The 23,644-nt window shown below is 68.4% G+C and carries 19 protein-coding genes; 17 read left to right on the plus strand and 2 right to left on the minus strand.

All coding sequences use genetic code 11. The annotated features are described in order from the left end of the window. Nucleotides 1-21 precede the first annotated feature (21 nt). From A5678_RS05180 to A5678_RS05215, 8 genes are all read left to right on the plus strand, one after another. The gene (locus A5678_RS05180) at nucleotides 22-237 is read left to right on the plus strand and encodes a hypothetical protein (protein WP_082945400.1); all 216 of its coding nucleotides are present in this window, start codon (nucleotides 22-24) and stop codon (nucleotides 235-237) included. Between the two features lie 59 nt (nucleotides 238-296). Next, nucleotides 297-1,436 carry a flotillin family protein gene (locus A5678_RS05185; protein WP_068039471.1) on the plus strand — a complete coding sequence of 380 codons (1,140 nt, stop codon included), beginning with the start codon at nucleotides 297-299 and terminating at the stop codon, nucleotides 1,434-1,436. Nucleotides 1,437-1,533: 97 nt separating this feature from the next. Continuing rightward, nucleotides 1,534-2,013, plus strand: coding sequence for a GreA/GreB family elongation factor (locus A5678_RS05190; protein WP_068039534.1), 480 nt, complete (start codon nucleotides 1,534-1,536; stop codon nucleotides 2,011-2,013). 42 nt (nucleotides 2,014-2,055) lie between these two features. Next, nucleotides 2,056-2,484 (plus strand): GtrA family protein, encoded by a 429-nt coding sequence (locus tag A5678_RS05195; RefSeq protein WP_068039473.1) that lies wholly within the window; start codon nucleotides 2,056-2,058, stop codon nucleotides 2,482-2,484. A 31-nt stretch (nucleotides 2,485-2,515) separates the two neighbouring features. Then, a complete protein-coding gene (locus tag A5678_RS05200; protein WP_068039478.1) occupies nucleotides 2,516-3,907 on the plus strand; it encodes an FAD-binding oxidoreductase in 1,392 nt (463 codons plus the stop codon). Continuing rightward, the gene (locus tag A5678_RS05205) at nucleotides 3,908-4,672 is read left to right on the plus strand and encodes a decaprenylphospho-beta-D-erythro-pentofuranosid-2-ulose 2-reductase (protein ID WP_068039481.1); all 765 of its coding nucleotides are present in this window, start codon (nucleotides 3,908-3,910) and stop codon (nucleotides 4,670-4,672) included. Nucleotides 4,673-4,674: 2 nt separating this feature from the next. Then, the gene (locus A5678_RS05210; RefSeq protein WP_068039484.1) at nucleotides 4,675-6,564 is read left to right on the plus strand and encodes a galactan 5-O-arabinofuranosyltransferase; all 1,890 of its coding nucleotides are present in this window, start codon (nucleotides 4,675-4,677) and stop codon (nucleotides 6,562-6,564) included. 10 nt (nucleotides 6,565-6,574) lie between these two features. After that, entirely contained in the window at nucleotides 6,575-9,853 is a 3,279-nt protein-coding gene (locus A5678_RS05215) for an arabinosyltransferase domain-containing protein (protein WP_068039487.1), read from the plus strand. Between the two features lie 3 nt (nucleotides 9,854-9,856). Here the strand turns inward: A5678_RS05215 and A5678_RS05220 are convergent, their stop codons facing one another. Continuing rightward, nucleotides 9,857-10,207: a hypothetical protein gene (locus A5678_RS05220; protein ID WP_156746766.1), complete on the minus strand. Its 351-nt coding sequence runs from the start codon at nucleotides 10,205-10,207 to the stop codon at nucleotides 9,857-9,859. A gap of 313 nt (nucleotides 10,208-10,520) precedes the next feature. Here A5678_RS05220 and A5678_RS05225 point away from each other — a divergent pair, with 313 nt between their 5' ends. From A5678_RS05225 to A5678_RS05265, 9 genes are all read left to right on the plus strand, one after another. After that, nucleotides 10,521-10,844, plus strand: coding sequence for a helix-turn-helix transcriptional regulator (locus A5678_RS05225; protein WP_068039493.1), 324 nt, complete (start codon nucleotides 10,521-10,523; stop codon nucleotides 10,842-10,844). Further along, on the plus strand, nucleotides 10,841-11,326 hold the full coding sequence (locus A5678_RS05230; protein WP_068039496.1) for an SRPBCC family protein: 486 nt from the start codon (nucleotides 10,841-10,843) through the stop codon (nucleotides 11,324-11,326). The genes A5678_RS05225 and A5678_RS05230 overlap by 4 nt, the downstream gene beginning before the upstream one ends. Next, on the plus strand, nucleotides 11,323-11,946 hold the full coding sequence (locus A5678_RS05235) for a maleylpyruvate isomerase family mycothiol-dependent enzyme (protein WP_068039498.1): 624 nt from the start codon (nucleotides 11,323-11,325) through the stop codon (nucleotides 11,944-11,946). Before A5678_RS05230 ends, A5678_RS05235 begins: the two co-directional genes overlap by 4 nt. Before the next feature lie 57 nt (nucleotides 11,947-12,003). Next, entirely contained in the window at nucleotides 12,004-15,330 is a 3,327-nt protein-coding gene (locus tag A5678_RS05240; RefSeq protein WP_068039501.1) for an arabinosyltransferase domain-containing protein, read from the plus strand. After that, nucleotides 15,327-18,536 (plus strand): arabinosyltransferase domain-containing protein, encoded by a 3,210-nt coding sequence (locus tag A5678_RS05245; RefSeq protein WP_068039504.1) that lies wholly within the window; start codon nucleotides 15,327-15,329, stop codon nucleotides 18,534-18,536. The genes A5678_RS05240 and A5678_RS05245 overlap by 4 nt, the downstream gene beginning before the upstream one ends. 153 nt (nucleotides 18,537-18,689) lie before the next feature. Beyond that, nucleotides 18,690-19,196: a hypothetical protein gene (locus A5678_RS05250; protein ID WP_068039506.1), complete on the plus strand. Its 507-nt coding sequence runs from the start codon at nucleotides 18,690-18,692 to the stop codon at nucleotides 19,194-19,196. A 108-nt stretch (nucleotides 19,197-19,304) separates the two neighbouring features. After that, on the plus strand, nucleotides 19,305-19,772 hold the full coding sequence (locus A5678_RS05255; protein ID WP_068039509.1) for a hypothetical protein: 468 nt from the start codon (nucleotides 19,305-19,307) through the stop codon (nucleotides 19,770-19,772). After that, nucleotides 19,769-20,212, plus strand: a complete 444-nt coding sequence (locus tag A5678_RS05260) for an FHA domain-containing protein (RefSeq protein WP_068039513.1) — start codon at nucleotides 19,769-19,771, stop codon at nucleotides 20,210-20,212. The genes A5678_RS05255 and A5678_RS05260 overlap by 4 nt, the downstream gene beginning before the upstream one ends. 10 nt (nucleotides 20,213-20,222) lie before the next feature. Beyond that, nucleotides 20,223-21,995, plus strand: a complete 1,773-nt coding sequence (locus A5678_RS05265; protein WP_068039517.1) for an acyl-CoA dehydrogenase family protein — start codon at nucleotides 20,223-20,225, stop codon at nucleotides 21,993-21,995. An 81-nt stretch (nucleotides 21,996-22,076) separates the two neighbouring features. Here A5678_RS05265 and A5678_RS05270 read toward each other — a convergent pair whose 3' ends face one another. Continuing rightward, complete coding sequence (locus A5678_RS05270; protein ID WP_156746767.1) at nucleotides 22,077-23,642, minus strand: acyl-CoA carboxylase subunit beta; 1,566 nt, start codon at nucleotides 23,640-23,642, stop codon at nucleotides 22,077-22,079. Nucleotides 23,643-23,644 lie beyond the last annotated feature (2 nt).

Raw genomic sequence — 23,644 nt, forward strand, 5'->3', positions numbered from 1 at the left:
CCGATGCGGGAGTATGCGTTCGTGAGCGACGCCGCGGCGATCGGCTGTGTGGGGACGTTGACCGTGGCAACCCGCGGGGAACGCGGCGCCGGTGAGGTGCTGGTCACCGTGCGGGGTGCCAAGGAGGCGTTCCTGGCGTGGTCCGACGATCCCCTGCCCAAGGGCGCCGAGGTGCTGGTGGTCGAAGTCAGGGGCCCGCGGGCGGTGGTCGTCGAGCCCTGGCAGGGCCTCGCCTGACCTGAATTGACGCCCCAAAGGGCCAGAGATAGAACAGCGAAACCCGAAAAGGAGTCCCCATGCTCGGTTACAAGGTGCCCGCCCCCGATGAGGCGATGCTCGTCTCCGGCGCCCGAACCAAAAGCAACGCCCCGTTCCGCGTCGTGACCGGTCACGGCGCGTTCATCATGCCGTTCTTCCGCAAGGTCCGATTCCTCACGCTGGCCATGTGCGAGGCCGAGGTCGCCGAGAAGTGCGTGACCCAACAGGGCATCACCCTCAACGTTCGGGCGGTGATCGCCTTCAAAGTCGGCAACGACACCGAGAGCATCATCAGCGCGGCGCAACGGTTCCTGTCCGAGCAGGACCAGATGTCGGTCTTGACCGGCCGGATCTTCGCCGGTCACCTGCGCTCCATCATCGGGTCGATGACCGTCGAGGAGATCATCCGGGAGCGCCAGAAACTGGCGACCGAGGTCCTCGACGGGTCCAAGGAAGAGATGGCCCGCATCGGGCTGGCCGTCGACGCCCTGCAGATCCAGTCCATCGACGACGACGGCCTGGGCTACATCGACGCCATGCCGGCGCCGCACAACGCGGCGATCCAGCAACAGGCGCAGATCGCACAGGCGAAGGCCAATCAGGCGGCCGCCGAGGCCGAACAGGAGTCGCAGCGCAAGCAGGCCGAATTCGCCCGTCAAACCGCCATCGTCAAGGCGCAGTACAAGGCCGAGGTGGACAAGGCTCAGGCGGAAGCCGCGCAGGCCGGGCCGCTCGCCGAGGCCGAGGCTCAGCGCGAGGTGCTGCAGATGCGCACCGAACTCGCCGAGCGCGCGGCCGAGCTGCGCCAGCAGGAACTGGTCGCCGAGGTGGTCAAACCCGCCGAGGCCGAGGCCGAACGCGTCCGGATCCTGGCCGTCGCCGACGCGGAGAAGATGAAGATCCAGGCCGAGGCGGCGGCTTCGCACGACCGGGTGGCGCTGGACAAGGCGCTCATCGACCAGCTGCCCGAGATCGTGGAGAAGGCGGCCCGCGGGCTCGCCAACGCGAACGTGACCGTGCTCAACGGCGCCGAGGGGCTCACCGAGGTGGCCAGCGGCTTGGTCGCGCAGGGCAGGGCGATCTTCGACGCCCTGCGGGGCACCGTCGACTACTACGACGACGGGGAAGCCGCCCCGCCGCTCACCACGAACTCCGAATCCGGCTCCGCCAGCCACTGAGCGTGACCCGCCGCTTGCCCGATAATGGTGGCGGCCGCCTCGCCGTGGTGCGACACTGGAACGCCACTTGAGCAAACTGGGCGAAAGGTCCACCGACGTGAGCAAAAAGGTCCAATCAGCGGCGGACGCGGCGCGGGAGAACCTCGCCGCTGAGCTGGAACGGCTACGGCAGCGGCGGGACCGCCTCGAGGTCGAAGTCAGGAACGACCGCGGCATGGTGGGCGACCACGGCGACGCCGCCGAGGCGATCCAGCGCGCCGAGGAGCTGGTTGGGCTCAGCGACCGGATCAACGAGCTGGACCGCCGGCTGCGGACCGGGCCGTCGCAGCCCGACGCATCGGAAACGCTGCCCGGTGGCACCGAGGTGACCCTGCGGTTCTCCGACGGAGAAGTGGTCACGATGCACGTCATCTCGATCGTGGAGGAGACTCCGGTCGGCCGGGAAGGTGAAACGCTGACGGCGCGCAGCCCCCTGGCCCAGGCCCTGGCCGGACACAAGGCGGGCGACACGGTGACCTACTCGACGCCGCAAGGCGAGGATCAGGTCGAGCTGATATCGGTCAAGCTCCCCCGCTGACGCGTCCCGGGGCAGGCCCGCGGCCCCGTTAGACTCCCCCCAATGGTTGCCCCGCTGCCCGACGCCGCGCCGCCGAGCCCGCAGTTGAGTCTGACGACACAGGTGACGCGGTTCGTCGTCACCGGCGGTCTGGCGGGGATCGTGGACTTCGGGCTGTACCTGGCGCTGTACAAGGCCGCGGGCGTCCAGGTCGACTTGGCCAAGGCCACCAGCTTCATCGTCGGCACCATCACCGCGTACCTGATCAACCGCCGGTGGACGTTCCAGGCGGCCCCGAGCACCGCGCGCTTCGTCGCGGTCATGATTCTGTACGGCATCACCTTTGCCGTGCAGGTCGGGCTCAACCATTTGTGCCTCGCGCTTCTGCACTACCGCGGGTGGGCGATACCGGTGGCGTTCGTGATCGCGCAGGGCACCGCGACGGTGATCAACTTCGTCGTGCAGCGAGCCGTTATCTTCCGCATCCGCTGAGCCACTTGCGCAAGCGGTACCCTCTTTGACGATGTTGAGCACCGATCTTCCGACCACCACCACCCGGCTGACCGGCTTTGGCCGCACCGCGCCGTCGGTGGCCGAGGTGCTCTCGACCCGCGATCCCGAGGTGATCGCCAAGGCCGTCGTCCGGGTGGCCGAATCCGGCGGCCCGAACGGGCGGGGCGTCATCGCGCGCGGGTTGGGCCGGTCCTACGGCGACAACGCCCAAAACGGCGGCGGCCTGGTGATCGACATGACCGGCCTGAATCGCATCCACTCGATCAGCGCCGACACCCGGCTGGTCGACGTCGACGCCGGCGTCAGCCTGGACCAGCTGATGAAGGCGGCGCTCCCGTTCGGGCTGTGGGTTCCGGTGCTGCCCGGCACGCGCCAGGTCACCGTCGGCGGCGCGATCGCCTGCGACATCCACGGCAAGAACCACCACAGCGCGGGCAGCTTCGGCAACCACGTGCGCTCGATGGACCTGCTGATGGCCGACGGCAACGTCCGCACCCTCACCCCGGACGGTGACGACGCCGAGCTGTTCTGGGTCACCGTCGGCGGCAACGGCCTGACCGGGATCGTCCTGCGGGCCACCATCGAGATGACGCCGACCGAGACGGCCTACTTCATCGCCGACGGGGTGGCCACCAAGGACCTCGACGAAACGGTCGCCGTGCACCTCGATGGCAGCGAGGCGAACTACACCTACTCCAGCGCCTGGTTCGACCTGATCAGTCCGCCGCCCAAGCTCGGCCGGGCCGCCGTCAGCCGCGGGAGCCTGGCGAAGCTGGACCAACTGCCCGAGAAGCTGGCCAGGAATCCGCTGAAATTCGATGCGCCACAACTGTTAACGGTGCCGAACATATTTCCGGTCAGCGCAATGAACAAGCTGTCCTTCATGGCCATCGGCGAGGTGTACTACCGGCTGGGCGGCACGTACACCGGCAAGATCATGAATCTGTCGCAGTTCTACCACATGCTCGACCTGGTAAGTGGTTGGAACAACGCTTATGGCCCAATGGGTTTCGCCCAACACCAGTTCTTGGTCCCACCGGATGCGATGGACGAGTTCAAGGCCATCATCCGCTGGATCCAGACCCGCGGCCACTACTCGGCGTTGAACGTGTTCAAACTGTTCGGACCGGGCAACCGCGCACCACTGAGTTTCCCGATGGCCGGCTGGAATGTCGCGATGGACTTCCCCAACAAGCCGGGGATCAACGAGTTCCTCAACGAACTCGACCGGCGCGTACTGGAATTCGGTGGCCGGGTGTACACCGCCAAGGATTCCCGCGCGAGCGCCGAGACCTTCCACGCCATGTACCCACGCATCGACGAGTGGATCGCGGTGCGCCGCAAGGTGGATCCCGCCGGGGTGTTCGCCTCGGACATGGCCCGACGTTTGGAGCTGTTGTAAATGGTGCTGGACGCCGTCGGAAACCCGCAGACCATCCTGTTGCTCGGCGGTACCTCCGAGATCGGGCTGGCCATCTGTGAGCGCTACCTGCAGAACGCCCACGCCCGTATCGTGCTGGCCGCCATGCCCGACGACCCGGGCCGAGACGCCGCCGTCGCCCAGATGAAGGCGGCCGGCGCGCGGTCGGTGGAGCTCATCGACTTCGAAGCCACCGACGCCGACAGCCATCCGAAGATGATCGATGCGGCATTCGCCCACGGTGACGTCGACGTGGCCATCGTGGCGTTCGGATTGCTCGGCGACGCCGAGGAACTGTGGCAGAACCAGCGCAAGGCCGTGCAGATCGCCGAAATCAACTACACCGCAGCGGTTTCGGTAGGGGTGCTGCTGGCCGAGAAGATGCGGGCCCAGGGCTTCGGCCAGATCATTGCGATGAGCACGGTGGCCGGGGAGCGGGTGCGGCGGTCCAACTTCGTCTACGGGTCCACCAAGGCGGGGCTGGACGGCTTCTACCTGGGCCTGGGGGAGGCGTTGCGCGAGTACGGTGTTCGCGTTCTGGTTATCCGGCCCGGTCAGGTGCGTACCCGGATGAGCGCGCACATCAAGGAAGCCCCGCTCACCGTGGACAAGGAATACGTCGCCAACCTCGCGGTGACCGCGGCCGCAAAGGGTAAGGAATTGGTTTGGGCGCCAGCAGCATTCCGCTATGTGATGATGGTGTTGCGACACATCCCGCGGAGCGTCTTCCGCAAGCTGCCAATCTGATCATGCGTAACGCGCTGGCCGGGCTGGGCCAGATGGCTTTGGCGGTGGCGGTGGCCGTCGCCGTCGCGGTGGTCTCGCTGGTCGCGATCGCTCGCGTGCAGTGGCCGGCTTTCCCGTCGTCCAACCAACTGCACGCGTTGACCACCGTGGGGCAGGTCGGCTGCCTGGCCGGTCTGGTCGCCGTGGGTTGGGCATGGCGGCGGTCCGGCCGGCTTCGGTGGCTCGCGCAGTTGGGCGGGCTGGTGTTCGTGTCCGCGTTCACCGTCGTAACGCTCGGCATGCCGCTGGGTGCGACCAAGCTGTACCTGTTCGGCATCTCCGTCGACCAGCAGTTCCGCACCGAGTACCTGACCCGGCTCGCCGACAACCCGGCCCTGCGCGACATGACCTATATCGGGCTGCCGCCGTTCTATCCGCCGGGCTGGTTCTGGATCGGCGGGCGCGCGGCGGCGCTGAGCGGAACACCGGCCTGGGAGATCTACAAGCCGTGGGCCGTCACCTCGATCACCATCGCGGTAGCCGTCGCCCTGGTGCTGTGGTGGCGGATGGTCCGCTTCGAGTACGCGCTGATCGTCACCGCCGCGACGGCGGCGGCGACCCTCGCCTATGGCTCGCCCGAGCCCTACGCCGCCATGATCACCGTGCTGCTGCCGCCGGTGCTGGTGCTGACCTGGTCGGGTCTGCGCGGCGGCGAGCGCAACGGCGGCTGGGGCGCGGTGGTTGCCGCGGGCCTATTCCTCGGCTGGACGGCTACGTGGTACTCGCTGCTGCTCGCCTTCAGCGCGTTCACGGTGTCGCTCATGGCGCTACTGCTGGCCGGTGCGCGCTGGCGGCGCGGCGGCGTGGGGGCCGCGCTCGACCCGCTGCGCCGGCTGGCCGTCATCGCGGTCATCGCCGCGGCCATCGCGAGCACCACCTGGCTGCCGTTCCTGTTGCGGGCGGTCCGCAGTCCGGTCAGCAACTCCGGCAGCGCCTTTCACTACCTGCCGGCCGACGGCGCCGTGCTGACCTTCCCGATGCTGCAGTTCTCCCTGTTGGGCGCTGTCTGCCTGCTGGGCGCCCTGTGGTTGGTGGTGCGGACCGGATCATCCGTGCGGGCCGGGGCCCTGGCCATCGGGGTGCTGGCCGTCTATCTGTGGTCGCTGCTGTCGATGCTGACCACGCTGGCGCGCACCACGCTGCTGTCGTTCCGGCTGCAGCCCACGTTGACCGTGCTGCTGGTCGCCGCCGGGGCGTTCGGCTTCGTCGAGGCCGTCGGGGCGCTGTCCGCGCGCGGCCGGGCCTGGGAGAAAGCGACAGTGCCCGTCGCCGGGGCCGTCGGACTGGCCGCCGCGATCGCGTTCAGCCAGGACATTCCCGACGTGCTGCGCCCGGATCTCACCATCGCCTACACCGACACCGACGGCAACGGCCAGCGCGGCGATCGGCGCCCGCCGAGTTCGGAGAAGTTCTACCCCGACATCGACCGCACCATCACGACCGTGACCGGAAGGCCCCGCGACCAGACCGTCGTGATGACCGCCGACTACAGCTTCCTGTCCTTCTATCCCTATTGGGGATTCCAGGGGCTGACGTCGCACTACGCCAACCCGCTGGCGCAGTTCGACCTGCGGGCCGCCCAGATCAACAAGTGGTCCAAACTCAAGTCCGCCGACGACCTCATCCACGCGCTGGACACCTGCCCCTGGCCACCGCCCACGGTGTTTCTGATGCGCCGCGGCGCGAACGGAAATTACACGCTGCGGCTGGCCGAGGACGTGTATCCCAACCAGCCCAATGTCCGTCGCTACACCGTTGACTTGCGGGCCGCCCTCTTCGAGAGCCCGCAGTTCGTCGTCCACAGCGCCGGCCCGTTCGTGGTGGCCATCCGCAAGCCGGCTCCAAGCCACTGAGGGGCCGTTGATGAGCACCGACACCTCGCCGCCGCGCGTCGAAGAACTAGCATCTACCACCGTGACCGACACGGGAGCGAACCACCGGATCACTCGGTTGGTTGCTACCGTCGCCGGGCTCCTCGGGGCTCTGCTGGCCATCGCCACCCCGCTGCTGCCGGTCAATCAGACCACCGCTTCGCTGAACTGGCCGCAGAACGGCACATTCGAGAGCGTCGACGCGCCGCTGATCGGTTATGTGGCCACCGACCTCAACATCACCGTGCCGTGCCAGGCCGCCGCCGGGCTGGCCGGCCCGGCCAATGCGGCGAAGACGGTGCTGTTGTCGACCGTGCCCAAGCAGGCCCCGAAGGCCGTCGATCGCGGCCTGCTCATCCAACGCGCCAACGACTACCTGGTGGTGGTGGTGCGCAACGTCGCGGTGGTGACCGCCCCGTTGAACCAGGTGCTCAGCCCCGCCTGCCAGCGGTTGACCTTCACCGCGCACGCCGACCGGGTCACCGCCGAGTTCGTCGGGCTGACCCAGGGGCCCAACGCCGAGCATCCCGGCTCGCCGCTGCGCGGGGAGAAGAGCGGGTATGACTTCCGACCGCAGATCGTCGGCGTCTTCACCGATCTGGCGGGTCCGGCGCCGCCGGGCCTGAGCTTCTCGGCGATCGTCGACACCCGCTACAGCAGCAGCCCCAGCCAACTGAAGATGGCGGCGATGATCTTGGGGGTCGTGCTGACGGTCGCCGCCCTGGTCGCGCTGCACCTGCTCGACACTGCGGACGGCACCCGGCATCGCCGCTTCCTGCCGTCGCGCTGGTGGTCGGTCGGCGGGCTGGACGCCCTGGTGATCGCCGTGCTGGTGTGGTGGCAGTTCGTTGGCGCCAACACCTCCGACGACGGCTACATCCTGACCATGGCCCGGGTCTCCGAACACGCCGGCTACATGGCCAACTACTACCGCTGGTTCGGCACGCCGGAGGCGCCCTTCGGCTGGTACTACGACCTGCTGGCGCTGTGGGCCCACGTCAGCACCGCCAGCATCTGGATGCGGTTGCCCACCCTGGCCATGGCGGTGACGTGCTGGTGGGTGATCAGCCGTGAGGTCATGCCGCGCCTGGGGCACGCCGTGAAGCTGAACCGCGGCGCGGCGTGGACGGCGGCCGGCATGTTCCTGGCCGTGTGGCTGCCGCTCAACAACGGCCTACGGCCCGAGCCGATCATCGCCTTGGGCATCCTGCTGACCTGGTGCTCGGTGGAACGCGCGGTGGCCACCAGCCGCCTGCTGCCGGTGGCGGTCGCCTGCATCATCGGGGCGCTGACGCTGTTTTCCGGGCCGACGGGCATCGCCTCGATCGGTGCGCTGCTGGTCGCGATCGGGCCGCTGCGCACCATCCTGCATCGCCGGTCCAAGCGATTCGGTGCGCTGCCATTGGTGGCGCCGCTGCTCGCCGCCGTCACCGTCACCGCCATCCTGATCTTCCGCGACCAGACCCTGGCCGGTGAGGTTCAGGCCAGCATGCTCAAGCGCGCGGTCGGGCCGAGCCTGAGTTGGTTCGACGAACACATCCGCTACGAGCGGCTGTTCATGGCCAGCCCCGACGGGTCGGTCGCCCGCCGCTTCGCCGTGCTGGCGCTGGTCCTTGCGCTCGGGATCACGGTCGCAATGTCGTTGCGCAAGGGCCGGATTCCGGGCACGGCCGCCGGGCCGAGCCGCCGCATCCTCGGGATCACCATCATCTCGTTCATCGCGATGATGTTCACCCCCACCAAGTGGACCCACCACTTCGGGGTGTTCGCCGGGCTGGCCGGACCGCTGGGCGCACTGGCCGCGATCGCCGTCACTGCCGTGGCGATGCGATCCCGGCGCAACCGCACCATGTTCGCCGCCGTGGTGCTGTTCCTGGTGGCGTTGTCGTTCGCCAGCGTCAACGGCTGGTGGTACGTGTCCAATTTCGGTGTGCCATGGTCGAATTCGTTCCCGGCATGGCATTACGCCTTCGCCACCGCGCTGCTCGGGCTGACCGTCCTGGTGCTGCTGCTGGCGGCGTGGTTCCACTTCGTTTCGCTGGACGACGGGCCGCCCAAGACCCGGTACGGGGCACGCGTGGCCGGAATCGTCCAGTCCCCGTTGGCAATCGCGACGTGGGTGCTGGTGGTGTTCGAGGTGGCGTCGCTGACCCTGGCGATGACCGACCAGTATCCCGCGTGGACGGTGGGCCGGTCCAACCTCGAGGCCGCTTTCGTTTTCAAGACCGGCCACACCTGCGGACTGGCCCAGGACGTGCTGGTGGAACAGGATCCCAACGCCGGGACGCTGTCGCCGGTGAGCGCCACGGTGGGTGACGCGCTGGGCGCCGGCCTGTCGGAAGCCTTCACGCCCAACGGGATTCCCGCGGACGTCCGCGCCGACCCGGTGATGGAGCGGCCGGGTGACCGCAGCTTCATCAACGACGACAAGCTGGTCACCGGCGCCGAGGCCGGCACCGAGGGCGGCACCACTCCGGCGCCGGGAATCAACGGTTCGGTCGCCCAGCTGCCCTACAACCTGGATCCGTCGCGCACGCCCGTCCTGGGCAGCTGGCGCCCCGGCATCCAGGTGCCCGCCCACCTGCGATCGGGCTGGTACCGACTGCCCAGCCGCGACGGGGCCCGGCCGCTGTTGGTGGTGAGCGCGGCCGGCCGCTTCGACCCCCGCGAGGTCCAGGTCCAGTGGGCCACCGATGACGAAGCGGCGAACGGACACGCCGGCGGGTCGTTCCAGCTCTCCGATGTGGGGGCCTCCCCGGCGTGGCGCAACTTGCGGCTGCCGTTGTCGGCCATCCCCGCCGGCGCCACCCAGATCCGGTTGGTCGCCGACGACGAAGACCTGGCACCGCAGCACTGGATCGCGCTCACGCCGCCGCGGATTCCCCAGCTGCGCACGCTGCAGGACGTGGTGGGGTCGCGGGACCCGGTGTTCCTGGACTGGCTGGTCGGGCTGGCGTTCCCCTGCCAGCGGCCGTTCGGCCATCAAAACGGAGTCGACGAGACGCCGAAATGGCGCATCCTGCCGGACCGTTTCGGCGCCGAGGCGAACTCGCCGGTGATGGACAACAACGGCGGCGGGCCACTGGGCGTCACCGAGCTGCTGGTGAAGGCGACCACCATGGCCACCTATCTGAAGGACGACTGGTCGCGCGATTGGGGCTCGCTGCAACGCCTGACGCCGTATTACGCAGATGCGCAGCCCGCCCGCCTGCAGCTCGGCACGGCGACGCGCAGCGGACTGTGGAGCCCCGCGCCCCTGCGCAAGACCTAGCCGTCACAACCCGGGCAGGCAGTTGATGAACGGGATGCACGGAGGCGAGGGCGGCCGCGGCGGTGGAAAGCCTTCGATGATGGCCGAATTGGTCAGCGGGCTGTTCTGATCGAAATACCAAGGGTGGCAGACATTTCTGTCCCAGTTCGGCATATTTTTGAGCTCCGGTGACCCCGGGCACCATTGATAGGTGCAGCTGTTGGTGGGGCTCGGTCCGCGGCTTGGGTCCTGACACACCATCGGGGCGGGCTGAGCGTGGCCGGTTCCCACGACCAGCCCCGACCCGACGGCGGCGAGGCCGCCCGAGAGCAACGCGCCAGCGAGCACCCGCTTTGTGTTGTGACCGATGTTCATACCGCCAGTGCAGGCGGTCGGGGTCGCTACCGATCCCAAGGTCGCGGGCGACCGGCCGATGGCCACGGTCTCCCGGGCGGTGCCGGCCTGTCCCCGGTCAGCGAGGCATGCGCCGTCGGCCGCCTTCGCAACTGTGTGATCGCGTGACATCGCCTGTCGCCCTTTCTCACGCCGGCGATCAGTATTCGCCTGTAGCCACCCGGTCGTGTGGCTAATGGGCCACTCGAGTCGGCGTGCCGGGGAGGCGTTGCCGCGATCTCGGAAGTCGCGGGGTTGGCGCTCACAATTGGTAAGTGTAGGCTTACGGTTCGTGATGGCTTACCAAACCGACCGAGATGTGTGGGACGCCCTGGCGGATCGGACGCGGCGGGCCATCTTGGAGCGGCTTACACACGGCCCGGCCGCCGTCGGTGAACTGGCGCGGCAGCTGCCCGTCAGCAGACCGGCCGTTTCACAACACCTCAAGGTGCTCAAATGCGCGGGGCTGGTGCGCGACCGTGCGGCAGGCACCCGGCGCGTTTACCAACTCGACCCGACGGGCCTCGAGGCATTGCGCGCCGACCTCGACAGGTTCTGGGCGCAGGCATTGGCCGGCTACGCCCGAAAGATCGACGAAAATAGAGGAGAAGACTTGTGACGCAACGGATCCCGGACGTTACCCACCACGTCTTGGTCAACGCCCCGATCGAGCAGGCATTCGCCGTCTTCACCGAGCAGTTCGGCGACTTCAAACCCCGTGAGCACAACCTGCTCGCGGTACCGATCGCCGAGACGGTCTTCGAGCGCCGGGTGGGCGGGCACATCTACGACCGCGGCGTCGACGGCAGCGTATGCCGCTGGGCGCGGATCTTGGCCTACGAGCCACCCCGCCGCCTCGTGTTCACCTGGGATATCGGCCCGACCTGGCAACTGGAACCCGACCAGTCGAAAACCAGTGAAGTCGAGGTGCGCTTCACCGCGGAGTCTGACGACCGCACCCGGATCGATCTCGAGCATCGCCATCTGGACCGCCATGGACCCGGATGGGAATCCGTCGCCGAGGGCGTCGACGGTGACGCGGGCTGGCCGCTGTACCTGGACCGCTATGCCCGCCTGCTGCTCGCCGGGGCCGCGCAATGACGGCCACCCTGATGAGCATGGCCCGTGACGAGCGGGCCGATCTGGCGGATTTCCTGGCCACCCTGGCGCCGCGGGAGTGGGACGCTCCCAGCCTGTGCTCGAGGTGGACCGTCAAAGACGTTGTCGCGCATGTGATCAGCTACGAAGAGCTCGGCACGCTGGGGTTGCTGAAGCGCTTCGCGAAGGGCTGGGTCGTGCGGGCCAACCAGGTCGGCGTCGACGAATTCGCCGAGCTGGGTCCTCAGCAGCTGCTCGACTTTCTGCGCGCTCATCTCCAACCACGCGGGCTGACAGCGGGTTTCGGCGGAATGATCGCACTCGTCGACGGCACCATCCATCACCAAGACATCCGCCGCGCGCTGGGCCGGCCGCGCAGCGTGCCGGCCGATCGGCTCGAGCGGGTTCTCGGCTTGGTGCCCGGCAACCCCAGGCTCGGCGCCGGCCGCCGGATCAGGGGCCTGCGCCTGCGCGCCACCGACGTCGACTGGGAACACGGCCACGGGCCGGAAGTCACCGGGCCCGGTGAGGCGCTACTGATGGCGATGTCCGGGCGCCCCGCGGCGCTGGCCGACCTGGCCGGTCCGGGCCTGGACACACTGGCCGCCCGGATCACCCGCTGAGGCCCTCCGGCCCCGCGTCCTCATCGGACAAAGGAGCTTCGCTTACGATCGAGCCTCGTGCCCCACGACGATGATCAGCGTTCGCAGCGGATCCCTCGCTTGGTGGCCATCATCGCGGGCCTCGTGGGTCTGCTGCTGTGCGCGCTCGTCCCGTTGCTCCCGGTGAAACAGACCACCGCGACGGTGCTGTGGCCGCAGGGCACCACGGATGGGCACGTCACCCAGATCACCGCGCCCCTGGTGTCCGGGGCGCCGCGCGCGTTGGACATCTCCATCCCGTGCGCGGCGATCGCCACCCTGCCGGCCGCCGGCGGCCTGGTGGTCTCCACCCTGCCCGCCGGCGGGATGGACGCCGGCAAGAACGGGCTGTTCGTGCGCGCCGACAAGGACCTGGTGGTGGTGGCGTTCCGCGACACCGTGGCCGCGGCGGCGCCGCGCCCGGCGGTCGCCGGCGGGGCCTGCAGCGTGTTGCACGCCTGGGCCGACGCGGGCGCGGCGGGCGCGGAGTTCGTCGGCATGCCCGGCGCCGCCGGGATACTGCCCTCGGAAAAGAAGCCCCAGGTCGGCGGGATCTTTACCGACCTGAAGGTGCCCGCCCAGCCCGGGTTGTCGGCCCGCGTCGACATCGACACCCGGTTCATCACGGCCCCGACCGCCCTCAAAGAGCTCGCCATGGCCGTGGGCGTGCTGGCCGTCCTGACGGCCGTCATCGCGCTGGCCGCGCTCGACCGTCGCAGCCGCGGCGGCGGCACGCTGGTCAATTGGCGGTCCCCGATCGCCAGGCTGTCCCGGTACCGCCCTCGGGCGCGCTGGAGTTCGTGGCGGCGCGTCGGCATCGCCACCTGGATCGCCGACGCCGGAGTGATCGCGACGCTGCTGCTCTGGCACATCATCGGCGCGACCTCGTCCGACGACGGCTACAACCTCACCATCGCCCGGGTCGCCCCGAAGGCCGGCTACATCGCCAACTACTACCGCTACTTCGGCACGACCGACGCGCCCTTCGACTGGTACCTCGGGGTGCTGTCGAGCCTGGCGTCGGTGAGCACCGCCGGCGTGTGGATGCGGCTGCCCGCCACGCTGGCCGGCATCGCGTGCTGGCTGGTGATCAGCCACCTGATCCTGCGCAGGCTGGGGCCCGGCAGGGGCGGCCTGGCGGCGAACCGGGTGGCAGTGTTGACCGCGGCCGCGGTGTTCGTGGCCGCCTGGCTGCCGTTCAACAACGGTCTGCGGCCCGAGCCGCTGATCGCCCTCGGCGTGCTGGTCACCTGGATCCTGGTCGAACGCGCGATCGCGCTGCGGCGCCTGGCCCCGGCCGCCGTCGCGATCTTCGTCGCGATGCTCACCGCGACACTGGCGCCGCAGGGCCTGATCGCCGTCGCGGCCCTGCTGACGGGGGCGCGGGCCGTCGCCCAGACGATCCGCCGACGCCGGGCCACCGACGGCCTGCTCGCTCCGCTGGCGGTGCTGGCGGCGTCGCTGTCCCTGATCACCGTCGTGGTGTTCCGCAGTCAGACGCTGGCGACCGTCGCCGAGTCGGCGCGCATCAAATACAAGGTCGGGCCGACGATCGCGTGGTACCAGGACTGGCTTCGCTACTACTTCCTCACGGTGGAGTCCAACCCCGACGGGTCGATGGCGAGGCGATTCGCGGTATTGGTGCTGTTGCTGTGCCTGTTCGGGATGCTGGTCATCCTGCTGCGCCGGGGCAGGGTGCCGGGGGTGGCCAGCGGCCCGGCCTGGCGGCTGATCGGCACCACCGCCGTCGGCCTGTTGCTCTTGACCTTCACCCCGACGAAGTGGGCGGTTCAGTTCGGCGCGTTCGCCGGACTGACCGGGGCCCTGGGCGCGGTCACCGCGTTCGCCCTCGCGCGGATCGGCTTGCACAACCGCCGCAACCTGACGCTGTACGTCACGGCCCTGCTGTTCGTGCTGGCGGTCGCGACCTCCGGCATCAACGGCTGGTTCTACGTCGGCAACTACGGGGTGCCGTGGTACGACATCCAGCCGGTGGTCGCCAGCCACCCGGTGACTTCGATGTTCTTGACGTTGTCCATCCTCACCGGCCTGCTGGCCGCCTGGCAGCACTTCCGGATGGACTACGCCGGGCACACCGAGGTCAAGGACAGCCGGCGCAACCGCGTGCTGGCGTCGACGCCGCTGCTGGTGGTCGCGACCATCATGGTGGTCGGCGAGGTCGCCTCGCTGACCAAGGGCGTGGTGTTCCGCTACCCGCTCTACACCACCGGCAAGGCCAATCTCGCCGCCATCAGTTCGGGGCTGTCGCCCGCCAGCTGCGCGATGGCCGACGACGTGCTGACCGAGCCCGACCCCAACGCCGGCATGCTGCAGCCGGCGCCTGGGCAGACCTTCGGCCCCGACGGCCCGCTCGGCGGCGCCAACCCGGTCGGCTTCAAACCCGACGGCGTCGGCGACGACCTGAGGTCGTACCCGGTCGTCACCAAACCCGGGGTGGTGAACTCCGACGCGTCACCGAACAAGCCCAACGCCGCCATGAGTGACTCCGCGGGCACCGCCGGCGGGAAGGGCCCCGCCGGCGTGAACGGCTCGCACGCCGCGCTGCCGTTCGGCCTCGACCCGGCCCGCACCCCGGTGATGGGCAGCTACGGCGAAAACTCGCTGGCCGCCACCGCCACCTCCGCCTGGTACCAGCTGCCGGCCCGGACCCCGGACCGCCCGATCGTCGTGGTGTCGGCGTCCGGCGCCATCTGGTCGTACAAGGAGGACGGCACCTTCACCTACGGGCAGTCGCTGAAGGTGCAATGGGGCGTCACCCGCCCCGACGGCACCACGCAGCCGCTGGGCGAGGTGCAGCCGATCGACATCGGCCCGGAGCCGGCGTGGCGCAATCTGCGGTTCCCACTGACGTGGGCGCCGCCGGAGGCGAACGTGGCGCGCATCGTCGCCTACGACCCGAACCTGAGTTCGGATCAGTGGTTCGCGTTCACGCCACCGCGCGTCCCGGTGCTGCAGACGCTGCAGCAATTGATGGGATCGCAGACACCGGTGCTGATGGATATCGCGACCGCCGCGAATTTCCCGTGCCAGCGGCCGTTCTCGGAACACCTCGGCGTTGCCGAACTTCCGCAGTACCGCATCCTGCCCGATCACAAACAAACGGCGTCGTCGTCGAACGGGTGGCAGGCCAGCGAGGCCGGTGGGCCGTTCCTGTTCCTGCAGACCATGCTGCGCACCTCAACGATCTCGACGTATCTGCGTGGCGACTGGTATCGCGACTGGGGATCCGTGGAGCAGTACTTCCCGTTGGTGCCGGCTGATCAGGCGCCGGAGGCCGTTATCGAACAGGGTGTGATGACAGTGCACGGCTGGAGCCGGCAGGGACCGATTCGGGCGCTCCCATGAGCATGACGACCGTCAAGGACGTGCGGGTGACGCGCTGGGTGGCGACCGTCGCCGGCCTGATCGGGTTCGTGCTGTCGGTGGCCACCCCGCTGTTGCCCGTCGTGCAGACCACCGCGACCCTGAACTGGCCACAGAACGGCCAACTGAATAGCGTTACCGCACCGCTGATTTCGCTCACCCCGGTCGACGTGACGGCAACCGTGCCGTGCTCTGCGGTGCGCGGCCTGCCGCCGGAGGGCGGCGTGGTGTTGAGCACTGCCCCCAAAAAGGGCAAAGATGCCGCGCTCAACGCGTTGTTCGTCGTCGTCAACGCCAAGCGGGTGGACGTCACCGACCGCAATGTGGTGATCGCCAGCGCTTCCCGAGATCAGGTGGCAGGAGCCGCAGGTGCCCCCGGCTGTTCCAGAATCGAGATCACCTCGACCAAAGCCGGCGCCTTCGCCACCTTCGTCGGGCTGACCGATCCGGCGGGGAAACCTATCAGCGGCGGTTTCCCCGATCCGAACCTGCGGCCACAGATCGTGGGAGTGTTCACCGACCTGACCGGCCCCGCCCCACCGGATTTGAAGCTCTCGGCCACCATCGACACGCGGTTCTCCACCACCCCAACGACTTTGAAACTGGCCGCGATGGTGGTGGCGATTCTGTCCACGATCGTTGCGCTGGTCGCGCTGTGGCGCCTCGACCAGCTGGACGGTCACCGGATGCGCCGGCTCATCCCCGCGAACTGGCGCACCTTCACCCTGGCCGATGTCGTGGTGATCTTCGGCTTCCTGCTCTGGCATGTGATCGGCGCCAACTCGTCCGACGACGGCTACATCCTGGGCATGGCCCGGGTCGCCGACCACGCCGGCTACATGTCGAATTACTTCCGCTGGTTCGGCAGCCCCGAGGACCCCTTCGGCTGGTACTACAACCTGCTGGCGCTGATGACCCACGTCAGCGACGCCAGCCTGTGGATGCGGTTGCCGGACCTGATCGCGGGAATCGTGTGCTGGCTGCTGCTTTCGCGTGAGGTGCTGCCCCGGTTGGGGCCCGCGGTGGCCTCCAGCAAGGCGGCGAACTGGGCGGCCGGCATGGTGCTGCTGACGGCATGGATGCCGTTCGACAACGGTCTGCGCCCTGAACCGATCATCGCCGTCGGGTCGCTGATCACCTATGTGCTGATCGAGCGCTCCATGCGCTACAGCCGGCTGACGCCGGCCGCGCTGGCCGTCATCACCGCGGCGTTCACCCTCGGAGTCCAGCCCACCGGGCTGATCGCGGTGGCCGCGCTGGTCGCCGGTGGCCGCCCGATCCTGCGCATCCTGGTCCGCCGCCATCGCCTGGTCGGCACCTGGCCGCTGGTGGCACCCATGCTGGCCGCCGGCACGGTGATCCTGACCGTGGTCTTCGCCGATCAGACGCTGTCAACGGTGTTGGAAGCCACCAGGATTCGCACCGACATCGGGCCCAGCCAGGCCTGGTACACCGAAAACCTGCGCTACTACTACCTGATTCTGCCCACCGTCGACGGATCGCTCTCCCGCCGCTTCGGCTTCCTGATCACCGCGCTGTGCCTCTTTACGGCCGTGTTCATCATGTTGCGGCGCAAGCGGGTTCCCGGTGTGGCCCGCGGACCGGCGTGGCGACTGATGGGCGTCATCTTCGGCACTATGTTCTTCCTGATGTTCACGCCCACCAAGTGGGTGCACCACTTCGGGTTGTTCGCGGCGGTGGGCGCCGCGATGGCCGCGCTGACGACGGTGCTGGTGTCGCATGAGGTGCTGCGCTGGTCGCGCAACCGGATGGCGTTCCTGGCGGCCGTGCTTTTCATTTTGGCGCTGTGCTTCGCCACCACGAACGGCTGGTGGTACGTCTCCAGCTATGGCGTCCCATTCAACAGCAGCATGCCGAAAATCGGCGGAATCACGGTCAGCACAATCTTTTTCGCTTTATTCGCCATTGCCGCCCTGTGGGCGATGTACCTGCACTTCGCATCCAGGAGCCGCGGCGAAGGACGACTGGCACGGCTGGTGACGGCAGCGCCCATCCCTATCGCAGCGGGATTCATGGCGGCGGTATTCATCGCGTCGATGACGGCCGGCATCGTGCGGCAGTACCCCACCTACTCCAACGCCTGGGACAACCTACGGGAATTCAGCGGCGGTTGCGGTCTGGCCGACGACGTGCTCGTCGAACCGGACAGCAACGCCGGCTTCATGGCGCCCCTGCCCGACGATTACGGCCCGCTGGGCCCACTGGGTGGCGTCAACCCGACCGGGTTCACCCCCAACGGCGTACCGGATCGTACGCTGGCCGAATCGGTCAAGGAGACGTCGGTGCCGCAGCCCGGTACCGACTACGACTGGGACGCGCCGCTCAAGCTGACGACACCGGGCATCAACGGATCGACGGTGCCGCTGCCGTACGGCCTCAACCCCGAACAGGTCCCGCTCGCGGGCAGCTACACCAGCGGCCCGCAACGACAGAGCAAGCTGACCTCGGCGTGGTACCAGCTGCCGAAGCCCGACGCCGGACACCCGCTGGTGGTGGTGACCGCCGCAGGGACCATCGCCGGCAACAGCATCCTGCACCACCACACCAATGGACAGACCGTGGAATTGGAATTCGGCAGGCCAGGCCCCGGCGGCGCCGTCCTTCCGGCCGGCCGCCTGGTGCCTTATGACCTGTACGGCGAGCAACCGAAGGTGTGGCGGAACCTGCGCTTCGCGCGCTCCCAGATGCCCGGCGACGCGGTCGCGGTGCGGGTGGTCGCCGAGGACCTGTCCCTGACGCCGGACGACTGGATCGCACTGACCCCACCGCGGGTGCCGGAGCTGCGCTCGTTGCAGGAGTACGTGGGCTCGACACAGCCGGTTCTGATGGACTGGGCGGTCGGGTTGGCCTTCCCGTGTCAGCAGCCGATGCTGCACGTCAACGGTGTCACCGAGATCCCCAAGTTCCGGATCACCCCGGACTACAACGCCAAGAAGCAGGACACCGACACCTGGCAGGACGGGGTCAACGGCGGCCTGCTGGGCATCACCGATCTGCTGTTGAGGGCTCATGTGATGTCGACCTACCTGTCCCATGACTGGGGCCGCGACTGGGGATCGCTGCGCAAGTTCGACACCATCGCCGATGCGCATCCCGCGCAGATCGACCTCGGCACCGCTACGCGCAGCGGGTGGTGGTCCCCGGGGCCGATCCGCATTAAGCCCTAGCGCTTTTTAAGGCTTCGCCCTTAATTGGTCAGCCGCCAAATAGCCGCTCAAATTAACGGTCGAGTAATTGCCGGAAAAAGGTTTAATCCCGCCGATTGTGGGTTAATACCTATTCCGCTGTGATCCAGTTCACACGGACAAATAGGCGGCCCAATGCACGCGCTGACGCGACTCGGGACATGTGCGGCGGCGATCACCGTGGTGATCACCCCGGCGGCGACGTTCGAAATTACCAAAGCCGCCGCCGAGGGCGGCACCACGGTGGCCCTGGACAACTATTACCGGCGCTGCGATTTCAGTCGCGTCAGCGTCGCCCCCAAGGTGCCTCGCCCGGGGCTGGGCACCGGGTCGGCCCTGATCCATACCTCCGGGTCAAGAGCGGTCGCGGAGGTGCATCTGTACGACGAGCCCGAGCCGGGCAGCCACTTCGACGTCGGGCTCATCCAGATGCCGCGGCCGTCGTCGAGCACCTGCGGGCCGGGTGATCCGGGCACCGCCTTCTCCGGCATGGACATCGACGCGGCGGGCAACGGAACGGCGACGGTGCAAGACACCATTCGGCCCGGCACCACGGGCGTGTGGGTGATTATCGAGCGGGCGAACACCAACTCGCAGAATCCGGCGGAGTTTTACACCTCGGAGTTCGTGGCACCGGTATAAGCCGGGGCCGCCTGCAGCGAGTGCCATAAGTCCCTATCTCGACGCCGTGGCGAAGTGCTCCGATAAAGGGGACCGCCGAATGACCGGCGCCGGATGAAAGGTACGGCAATGAACGCTCCACACGAATCGCAGACCGCGACACGCTTTTTCTCCCGCGTGCTCGGTCCCTTCCTCATCATTGTCGATGTGACCGCGGTGGCGCGCTCGTCCGACATGCAGTCCCTGCTGTCGCAGTTCGAGGCGAACTCGATGTGGACGTTCGTCACCGGCGCCTTCATCTTGCTGCTCGGCCTGACCATTGTCGCCGCTCACCAGAGCTGGCGCGGCGCCGCGGCGATCATCGTCTCCCTGCTCGGCTGGCTGATCGTTCTGCGGGGTCTGCTACTGGTGGCCTTCCCCAAGTTCTTCGCCTCGCTGGCCAACGACATGATCGGCGCGCAAGGCTGGTGGATCACCGCGTGCATCGTCTTCGCCCTGGTCGGTGTCTACCTGACCTACGTCGGCTGGGCACCGGCACCCACGCGGCCGACTTCGCAACCGGCAGCGACCAACCCGGATCTGCCGCGAGCCGCGTGAGCAACACCGGGTCTACACCGAACCGGCCGACCCAGCGCGAGGGCTCGGAGGAACTCACCGGCGACATCGGCACTGAGTTGCCGACCGAGTTCGCCGCACCGGCCACCGCCGCCGCGGCGCTCGAGGACACGCCGACACTGAGCCCGGGCTCGGCGTTGCTCGTCGTCACGCGCGGACCCAACGCCGGCTCACGGTTCGCCTTGACCCAGCCCGTCATGTCGGCGGGCCGGCATCCGGAAAGCGACATCTACCTCGACGACATCACCGTCAGCCGCCGGCACGCCGAATTGCGCAGCGAGGGTGGCCAATTCCGCATCGTCGACGTGGGCAGCATGAACCACACCTATCTGAACCGGGAACCCGTCGACTCGGCGGTGCTGACCAACGGTGACGAGATCCAGATCGGCAGGGTTCGTCTGGTCTTCCTCACGGGCGCGTAGCGTCTCTCTCATGAGCGACTACCCCGTAGAGGCGGTGGACAGGCTGCCCTTCTCCACGGGGGAGAAGTCGCAGCGCTACCAAACCGAAAACTACCGCGGGGCCGTGGGTCTCAACTGGTACGTCACCGATCCCACCCTGCAGTTCACCATGGCGTACTACCTGCAACCGGACGAACTGGCGGTCGTAGAGCCGCATCTGGTGCGCATGGGCGAGCTGATGGGCGGTCCGGTCGCGCGCTGGGCGGAGGAGACCGACCACAACCCGCCCCGCCTGGAGCGCTACGACCGCTGGGGACACGACGTCAGCCAGGTCGTCATGCCGGCCTCCTTCACCCAGTCCAAGCGCGCGGTCCTGGATGCCCAGCAGGCCCTGCGTGACGACGCGCGCGCCGCCGAGGTGAGCTCGGGCCTGGGCCTGTTCGCGTCCAACTATCTGCTCAACCAGGCCGATATCGGGATGGGCTGCGCGCTGGGCACGGGCGGCGGCATGGTCCAGTCGCTGGTGGCCGCGTACGCGCCGGCCGACGTGCGAGAGCACGTGCTGGCCAAGTTCGCCTCCGGCGAGTGGGCAGGCGAGACGGCTCAGCTGCTGACCGAACGCACCGGCGGCTCGGACCTGGGCGCGCTCGAGACGACGGCAACCCGCTCCGATGATGCGTGGATCCTCAACGGCCTCAAGTGGTTTGCCTCCAACTGCGCGGGCCAGGCGTTCGTCGTGATGGCCAAGCCGGAGGGCGCGCCCGACTCATCGCGTGGCGTCGCCAACTTCCTCGTGCTGCACACCCGCCGCGACGGGTCGCGCAACGGGGTGCGGGTGCGCCGCCTGAAGGACAAGCTCGGCACCCGATCGGTGGCCTCGGGCGAGGTGGAATTCGTTGACGCCGAGGCCTTTCTGCTGTCCGGCGAGCCCACCGGCGAGGCAGGGCCGTCGGACGGCAAGGGGCTGGGCCGCATGATGGAGCTGACCAACGCCGCGCGCCTCGGCATCGCCCTGTTCGGGCTGGGCAACGCGCGCCGCGCCCTGGTCGAGTCGCTGTGTTACGCCCGGCGGCGGCACGCGTTCGGGGGCGCGCTCATCGACAAGCCGCTGATGCGGCGCAAGCTCGCTGAACTGGTCGTCGACGTCGAAGCCGCGCAGGCAATGGTTTTCGACGGCACCGGCGCCACCAACCACCGCCAGCCCCGCAGCATGCGGCAGCGCATCGCCGTGCCGGTCACCAAGCTCAAGGTCTGCCGGCTCGGGATCACCGCCGCGTCCGACGCGATCGAAATCCACGGCGGCAACGGCTATATCGAGACCTGGCCGGTGGCCCGGCTGCTGCGCGACGCGCAGGTGAACACCATCTGGGAAGGGCCCGACAACATCCTCTGCCTGGATGTGCGGCGCGGCATCGAGCAGACCCGCGCGCACGAGACGTTGTTGGCGCGCCTGCGCGACGCGGTGTCGGTTTCCGATGACGAAGACACCACCCGGCTGGTCGCCGGGCGCATCGAGGATCTGGACGCGGCGATCACGGCGTGGTCCAAACTGGACCGCGACGTGGCCGAGGCGCGGCTGTTCCCGCTCGCCCAATTCATGGGCGACGTGTACGGCGCGGCGCTGCTCACCGAGCAGGCCGCCTGGGAGCGTGCGACCCGCGGCGGGGAGCGCAAGGCGCTGGTCGCCCGGCTCTACGCGCAGCGGTATCTCGCCGACCGCGGGGCGCTGCGCGGCATCGACGCCGACGGCGACGAGGCGTTGGAGCGATTCGACGAACTGATCGACGGCGCGCTGACCTGCTAGCGAGCTGGCGCTCGCGAGCAGACACAAAATAGCCCAATCCGGATGTCGTAAGGGCGATTTTGTGTCTGCTCGCGGAAAAAACTAGACCGGGATCAGCCCGTGCTTGCGGGCCGTGCGGAACCACAACTGCTTGTCCCGCAACAGCTTCAGGGACTTGCGCAGCAACAGCCGGGTCTGGTGCGGGTCGATGACCGCGTCGATGAAACCGCGTTCGGCGGCGGTCCACGGGATGGCCATGTTGAGGTTGTAGCCCTCGATGAAGTCCTTCTTGATCTGCTGCGCCTCGGGCGTCGTCGGATCGGGGAACCGCTTCATCAGCAGCTGCGCGGCCCCCTCGGCGCCGATCACCGCGATGCGCGCGGTGGGCCAGGCGAAGTTGAAGTCGGACGTCAGCTGCCGGGACCCCATCACGGCGTAGGCGCCGCCGTAGGACTTGCGGACGGTGATCGTCACCTTCGGCACGTCGGCCTCGACCACCGAGTAGAGGAACCGCCCGCCGCGCTTGATGATGCCCCGCTTCTCCTCCTCGGCACCCGGCAGGAAGCCCGGGGTGTCCACCACGAAGACCAGCGGGATGTTGAACGCATCGCAGAACCGGATGAACCGCGCGGCCTTGTCGGACGCCTCGTTGTCTATCGACCCGGCCAGGTGCATGGGCTGGTTGGCGATGACGCCGACGGGGCGCCCGTCCACCCGGGCATAGCCGGTGATGATGGCCGGCCCGTGCTGCGAGGCGACCTCGAGGAAGTCGCCGTCGTCGAAGATCCGCAGCAGGATTTCGTGCATGTCGTAGGCGGCGTTGTCGGAGTCCGGCACGATCGCGTCGAGCTCCAGGTCGGTCGGCGTGACCTCCGGCTCCAGCCCGGGGTTGATGATCGGCGGACTGTCGAAGCAATTGGAAGGCAGGAACGACAGGAAGTCACGGACGTACTGGAACGCCTCGGCCTCGGAGTCCACCACCTGATGGATGTTGCCGTAGCGGGCCTGCGCGTCGGAGCCGCCGAGCTCGTCGAGGGTGACGTCCTCGCCGGTGACCTCACGGATCACGTCGGGACCGGTGACGAAGAAGTAGCCCTGGTCGCGCACCGAGACGAGCAGGTCGTCCTGGATCGGCGAATACACCGCTCCCCCAGCGCATTTGCCGAAAATGAGGGAGATCTGCGGCACCAGCCCGGACAGCGCCTCGTGGCGACGGCCCAGCTCGGCGTACCACGCCAGCGAGGTGACCGCGTCCTGGATCCGGGCGCCACCGGAGTCCTGGATGCCGATGATCGGACACCCGACCATCGCGCACCACTCCATCAGCCGCGCGACCTTGCGGCCGAACATCTCGCCCACCGTGCCCTGAAACACGGTCTGGTCGTGGGAGAACACCCCGACTGGCCGGCCGTCGATCATGGCGTGCCCGGTGACGCAGCCGTCACCGTAGAGCGCGTTCGGGTCGTTCGGCGTCTTGGCCAGCGCCCCGACCTCGAGGAAGGTGCCCGGATCGACCAGCGCGTGAATGCGGGCGCGGGCACTGGGGATGCCCTTCTTGTCGCGCTTGGCGACAGCCTTCTCACCGCCCGGCTCCATGGCCAATTCCAGGCGGGCGTGCAGCTCGGCCAGCTTCTCGGCCGTGCTGTGCTGGATGGGGGCTGGCGCCATCT

Source organism: Mycobacterium sp. E2733, assembly GCF_001667585.1.
Taxonomy (GTDB): Bacteria; Actinomycetota; Actinomycetes; order Mycobacteriales; family Mycobacteriaceae; genus Mycobacterium.

Coding starts and splice junctions, on each gene's coding strand:
- A5678_RS05185 (WP_068039471.1), top strand. CDS start 297: ATGCTCGGTTACAAGGTGCCCGCCCCCGATGAGGCGATGCTCGTCTCC.
- A5678_RS05195 (WP_068039473.1), top strand. CDS start 2,056: ATGGTTGCCCCGCTGCCCGACGCCGCGCCGCCGAGCCCGCAGTTGAGT.
- A5678_RS05200 (WP_068039478.1), top strand. CDS start 2,516: ATGTTGAGCACCGATCTTCCGACCACCACCACCCGGCTGACCGGCTTT.
- A5678_RS05205 (WP_068039481.1), top strand. CDS start 3,908: ATGGTGCTGGACGCCGTCGGAAACCCGCAGACCATCCTGTTGCTCGGC.
- A5678_RS05210 (WP_068039484.1), top strand. CDS start 4,675: ATGCGTAACGCGCTGGCCGGGCTGGGCCAGATGGCTTTGGCGGTGGCG.
- A5678_RS05215 (WP_068039487.1), top strand. CDS start 6,575: ATGAGCACCGACACCTCGCCGCCGCGCGTCGAAGAACTAGCATCTACC.
- A5678_RS05220 (WP_156746766.1), bottom strand. CDS start 10,207: ATGAACATCGGTCACAACACAAAGCGGGTGCTCGCTGGCGCGTTGCTC.
- A5678_RS05225 (WP_068039493.1), top strand. CDS start 10,521: ATGGCTTACCAAACCGACCGAGATGTGTGGGACGCCCTGGCGGATCGG.
- A5678_RS05235 (WP_068039498.1), top strand. CDS start 11,323: ATGACGGCCACCCTGATGAGCATGGCCCGTGACGAGCGGGCCGATCTG.
- A5678_RS05245 (WP_068039504.1), top strand. CDS start 15,327: ATGAGCATGACGACCGTCAAGGACGTGCGGGTGACGCGCTGGGTGGCG.
- A5678_RS05250 (WP_068039506.1), top strand. CDS start 18,690: ATGCACGCGCTGACGCGACTCGGGACATGTGCGGCGGCGATCACCGTG.
- A5678_RS05255 (WP_068039509.1), top strand. CDS start 19,305: ATGAACGCTCCACACGAATCGCAGACCGCGACACGCTTTTTCTCCCGC.
- A5678_RS05265 (WP_068039517.1), top strand. CDS start 20,223: ATGAGCGACTACCCCGTAGAGGCGGTGGACAGGCTGCCCTTCTCCACG.
- A5678_RS05270 (WP_156746767.1), bottom strand. CDS start 23,642: ATGGCGCCAGCCCCCATCCAGCACAGCACGGCCGAGAAGCTGGCCGAG.